We start from the raw sequence: 4,197 nt of genomic DNA, 5'->3' as shown, positions 1-4,197 counted from the left end.
CCAAGCTGAATAATTTTATCACTCAGCTCTTTTACGTAGTTACGGCTTTCGTTTGCCATTTTTAAAAAGATGGCCCTTAAGTCAATATCTGCAGTATTGGTTTCGTCTGCTGCTTTTTGGTATCCTGTAACTCTGTCATTATTAATCTTAATAAGATCATTCAATGTTTCGGTAAGTTTTTCGTTGTTGTTCATATCTTTTAATTTTAATAAAAGACATAAAAAAACATGCCACTATTTTTTATAGCTGTGCTGCTAAAATTTTGTGGAAAATGATGCCCATAAAATAGATGGTGTGAGTAGGAAATGGGATAATTTGCAGGAATTGAATGGGTGGTTTGTAAGAATTCGCCTTTGGCGGATTCAAAAAGAACACGCCGCAAGGCGTGTTACTACGCAATAAAACTGTCCTTCATCTTTGCCAGCAAATCAGTTTCAATCATGCGCTGTGCAATGCGTATCATATTTTTAAATGCCGTGGCGTGGGAGATGCCGTGGCCAATAATTACAGGTTTGGCAACACCTAAAACAGGTACGCCGCCGTATTGTTCAAAATTAAAACGGTCAAAATGTTCGTCGTGTATGTTGCGGCGCTGTACAATATCGTAAATGCTTTCTGCTAATTTCAGCACTACGTTTCCGGTAAAGCCTTCACAAACCAATACATCGGCTTTGTTGAGCAAAATATCCCGCCCTTCAATATTGCCAATAAAATTCAGTTGTTTGTTTTTTTTTAATAATGGATAAGTGGCTTGTGCTAAAAGATTGCCCTTTCCTTCTTCTTCACCCAAATTTACCAAGCCGACTTTAGGGTTGGCAAAATTTAAAATATGCTGTGCAAATAAAGAACCCAGCACTGCAAACTGGTTTAGATTTTCGGGTTTGCAATCGGCATTCAATCCAACATCAACCAATAAACCCAAGCTGCCATCCTCACGTGGTATGTAGGCGCCAATAGTAGGCCGCAATACACCTTCAATAGCTTTAATGCTGAACAGTGATCCCACCATCATTGCACCGGTATTACCAGCACTTATGAAGGCATCTGTTTTACCTGTTGCCAGCAATTGAAAACCTATGGCAATGGAAGAATCTTTTTTTTCTTTTAAAGCTTTAGTGGGATGTTCGTTCATTTCAATTACCTGGCTGGTATGAACGATGGTATATTTATCTGCATCAATGGGATGTGCAGCGATATGTGTTTTAATTTGAGCTTCGTCGCCAATTAATGTAAGGCTAACACCGGCAGCATCAGCGGCTAAAAATTCTGCAACTCCTTTTACAGCTTCCAGTGGCGCAAAGTCGCCTCCCATCATATCAAGTGCTATATTCATTTCAATTGCTTTTATGGTAAGGTGTTCTTTTACAAGCCACGATTGTACTTATGACCTTGCAGAAAAACAATAGGTTCCTTTAAATAAAAATTCTAAACACCAAATCCGTAAACGAATGTAGAGTTTAGAATGCAAAGTTGAAAATATAATTAGGCTTTTAGCGGCGCTTTTTCGGCTACTAACTTTCCTTTATAAAATAATTTTCCTTCACTTACATGGGCACGGTGGCGTACATGTGTTTCGCCGGTTGTTTTATCAACACTTAAAGTAGTTTCTACCGCTTTGTAATGCGTTCTTCTTTTTGCACTGCGTTGCTGACTATGGCGCCTTTTTGGATTTGGCATGATGTATAATTTTTATTTTTATGTTGATTGCAGGTGGTTGGCCGTTGTTCGTTTTGCTGTTTGAGGCAATTGAACTAATTCCAAATTCCCAATTACTAATTACTTTTTCTCTTCTTTACTTTAAACTGTTCTAATCCTTTCCATATCTGGTTACTGTTTTCTTCCTGCTGCTTTACTTCCATCAACCTCAGTTTTTCCAGCACTTCTTTGTTACAAAGCGGCCCACCCTTTTCTTCTTCGCTGCAGGTTTTTTGTATAGGAAAACTCAGCAGCACAAATTCGTATATCCAGTTGCCCACATCAATATGGCTTTCTGTTTTGGAAATGTAAAAAACGTCGGGGTCTTCTTCCTGTCCGTTCATCTCCCCGGGGTTTTCTACCAGTTTTACCAGCATATTAAATTCGTCCCAAATGTCCATTGGCAGTGCGTTTCCGCAACGGTCGCAGGTAACATTAGCTTTACCACCAATTTCAAACTTCAGCAGCATAAAGCTGCTTTTTTTATCTAAACTAAGTTTGATGTTGGCGTTGCAGTTGGTAAAATCTGTAACTCCTTTTTCAGCAAAGAACTTATCATCCACTTCGTAATCAAACTCATGAATCCCGGGTTTCAATCCCACAAAAGCTATCTCAAATGCCCGTTTATTAGCCATTACGGATGGTTTAAAGGACGGCAAAGGTAGGGTAAAATTTATGATTTTTGATAGTCGATTAGAGATTTATTACTCAAAATTCTATGTTTAAGCCCTTTAATACAGCTTTTACCAGAAAACTCCTGTAAAATTGGAGCTAATTCTTTAAATATGTTGGCGAAAAACTAATTTTAACGCTGTATGAGCAGAAAAAAATTTTGGATAACCCTGGTTATTTTGATGGTATTGACCATTTTTATTAAAGTGTACAGCGCCAATGCTTACCGGGTAGAACATAATTATGTCATGGAATTTTACCCTGCAATTGCCTCATTTTTCCGGATAATTTTTGGCTGGCTGCCTTTTAGCATTGGCGATTTTTTATACGGAGGAGCAGTGCTTTGGATTATTATAAAATTGATAAAAGGCATTAAAGCAGTTATTAAAAAAAAGGTAACAGCACAAAGTTTTTTAAACGGGTTAAAAAAAATGGTGCTGATCGTTTTAACCATTTATGTTACGTTCAATATTTTTTGGGGTATTAATTACAACCGGCAGGGCATTGCCATGCAATTGAATTTAAAAAAAGATTCTGTTAGTTTTGACGACCTTAAAGAAGTTACAACTTTGCTTATTGAAAAACTGAATGCTTCTAAAAAATATTTAATTAATAATAACATTAATTATCCTTCAAATGCACAGTTGTTTAAAAAAGTAGAAAATGCTTATGCTAAATCAAAACAACAATTTTATTTTTTAAATTACAACCATGTTTCTGTAAAATCTTCTATGTGGGGATGGTTGGGTAATTACACAGGCTTTACAGGTTATTACAATCCATTTACCGGCGAAGCACAGGTTAACACAACGGTACCAAAATTTTTACAACCCTTTGTTACCTGCCACGAAGTTGCTCATCAGTTAGGTTATGCAAAAGAAGATGAAGCTAATAGCGTAGGATATTTAGCGGCACTAAATTCCGGCGACAGCCTTTTATTATATTCCACTTATTTTGATCTGTACAATTATACCAGCAGGCAGTTGTTTATTCAATCTTTTATTCGAAAAGATACTATCACCCCTAAACAATTTTCATTGCTGCTGATACCCGAAGTAAAAGCCGACATAAAAGAAATGAGGGATTTTTTCCAAAAGCATCGTAATCCCTTTGGGCCACTGGTAAGAAAAGGCTATGGCTTTTATCTTAAAAATAATAACCAGCCAAAAGGCATGCAATCTTACGATGATGTTACAGGTTTTTTAATTGCTTATTACAAAAAATTTGGTACAATTTAATCCCTCCTGTTAAACTTATTTTTATTTATACTGTTGTAAATGAGATGAAATTATTTATATCAATACTTATTCCGCTTTTAGTTGGCGGTACTGCAGGTTTTTTTACAGCTTCCGGTGTAGATGGCTGGTATGCTGTTGCTAATAAACCATGGTTTAATCCACCCAACTGGATTTTTGCACCGGTTTGGACAACCCTTTATATCATGATGGGCATTGCATTGTTTTTAGTTTGGAAAAGCGACGCAGATAAAACAGTTAAGCAAACAGCTATCGTTTTATTTGCAGTACAATTAACACTAAACTTTTTTTGGTCGCTTATATTTTTTAAAATGCAGCAACCCGGATGGGCCTTTGCAGAAATTATTGCCATGTGGTTAATGATCTTACTAACCATTATGTGGTTTGGAAAAATTTCATCAGCAGCAGCCTGGCTTTTGGTACCTTATATTTGTTGGGTAAGTTTTGCTTCGGTATTAAATTATTTTATTTGGAAGTTGAATTAAAAACTATTCTTCCACATCATACTTTCTACTGGTTTATTAATTTGCCCGCTGTATTTTGCATTTTTCTTTTCGTTGTACTTTACTTCAAT

The 4,197-nt window shown here is 36.4% G+C and carries 6 protein-coding genes; 2 read left to right on the top strand and 4 right to left on the bottom strand.

Annotated features, from left to right (window positions below):
* The 4 genes from ACY65O_RS11305 to ACY65O_RS11290 all read right to left on the bottom strand — a co-directional run.
* Positions 1-194, bottom strand: a 194-nt coding sequence (locus ACY65O_RS11305) for a DUF2383 domain-containing protein (protein WP_462220964.1), incomplete at its 3' end; no start/stop codon positions are given.
* A 197-nt stretch (positions 195-391) separates the two neighbouring features.
* On the bottom strand, positions 392-1,333 hold the full coding sequence (plsX, locus tag ACY65O_RS11300) for a phosphate acyltransferase PlsX (RefSeq protein ID WP_462220963.1): 942 nt from the start codon (positions 1,331-1,333) through the stop codon (positions 392-394).
* A 149-nt stretch (positions 1,334-1,482) separates the two neighbouring features.
* Complete coding sequence (gene rpmF, locus ACY65O_RS11295) at positions 1,483-1,677, bottom strand: 50S ribosomal protein L32 (RefSeq protein WP_430989508.1); 195 nt, start codon at positions 1,675-1,677, stop codon at positions 1,483-1,485.
* Between the two features lie 95 nt (positions 1,678-1,772).
* A complete protein-coding gene (locus tag ACY65O_RS11290; RefSeq protein WP_462220962.1) occupies positions 1,773-2,330 on the bottom strand; it encodes a YceD family protein in 558 nt (185 codons plus the stop codon).
* A gap of 180 nt (positions 2,331-2,510) precedes the next feature.
* Here ACY65O_RS11290 and ACY65O_RS11285 point away from each other — a divergent pair, with 180 nt between their 5' ends.
* A complete protein-coding gene (locus ACY65O_RS11285; RefSeq protein ID WP_462220961.1) occupies positions 2,511-3,605 on the top strand; it encodes a DUF3810 domain-containing protein in 1,095 nt (364 codons plus the stop codon).
* A gap of 44 nt (positions 3,606-3,649) precedes the next feature.
* The gene (locus ACY65O_RS11280) at positions 3,650-4,108 is read left to right on the top strand and encodes a TspO/MBR family protein (RefSeq protein ID WP_462220960.1); all 459 of its coding nucleotides are present in this window, start codon (positions 3,650-3,652) and stop codon (positions 4,106-4,108) included.
* Positions 4,109-4,197: the final 89 nt, after the last annotated feature.

The organism is Ferruginibacter sp., assembly GCF_031430955.1.
Lineage (GTDB): Bacteria > Bacteroidota > Bacteroidia > Chitinophagales > Chitinophagaceae > Ferruginibacter.
This window is presented reverse-complemented; position numbering and strand designations above follow the sequence as displayed.

Coding starts and splice junctions, on each gene's coding strand:
- plsX (WP_462220963.1), bottom strand. CDS start 1,333: ATGAATATAGCACTTGATATGATGGGAGGCGACTTTGCGCCACTGGAA.
- rpmF (WP_430989508.1), bottom strand. CDS start 1,677: ATGCCAAATCCAAAAAGGCGCCATAGTCAGCAACGCAGTGCAAAAAGA.
- ACY65O_RS11290 (WP_462220962.1), bottom strand. CDS start 2,330: ATGGCTAATAAACGGGCATTTGAGATAGCTTTTGTGGGATTGAAACCC.
- ACY65O_RS11285 (WP_462220961.1), top strand. CDS start 2,511: ATGAGCAGAAAAAAATTTTGGATAACCCTGGTTATTTTGATGGTATTG.
- ACY65O_RS11280 (WP_462220960.1), top strand. CDS start 3,650: ATGAAATTATTTATATCAATACTTATTCCGCTTTTAGTTGGCGGTACT.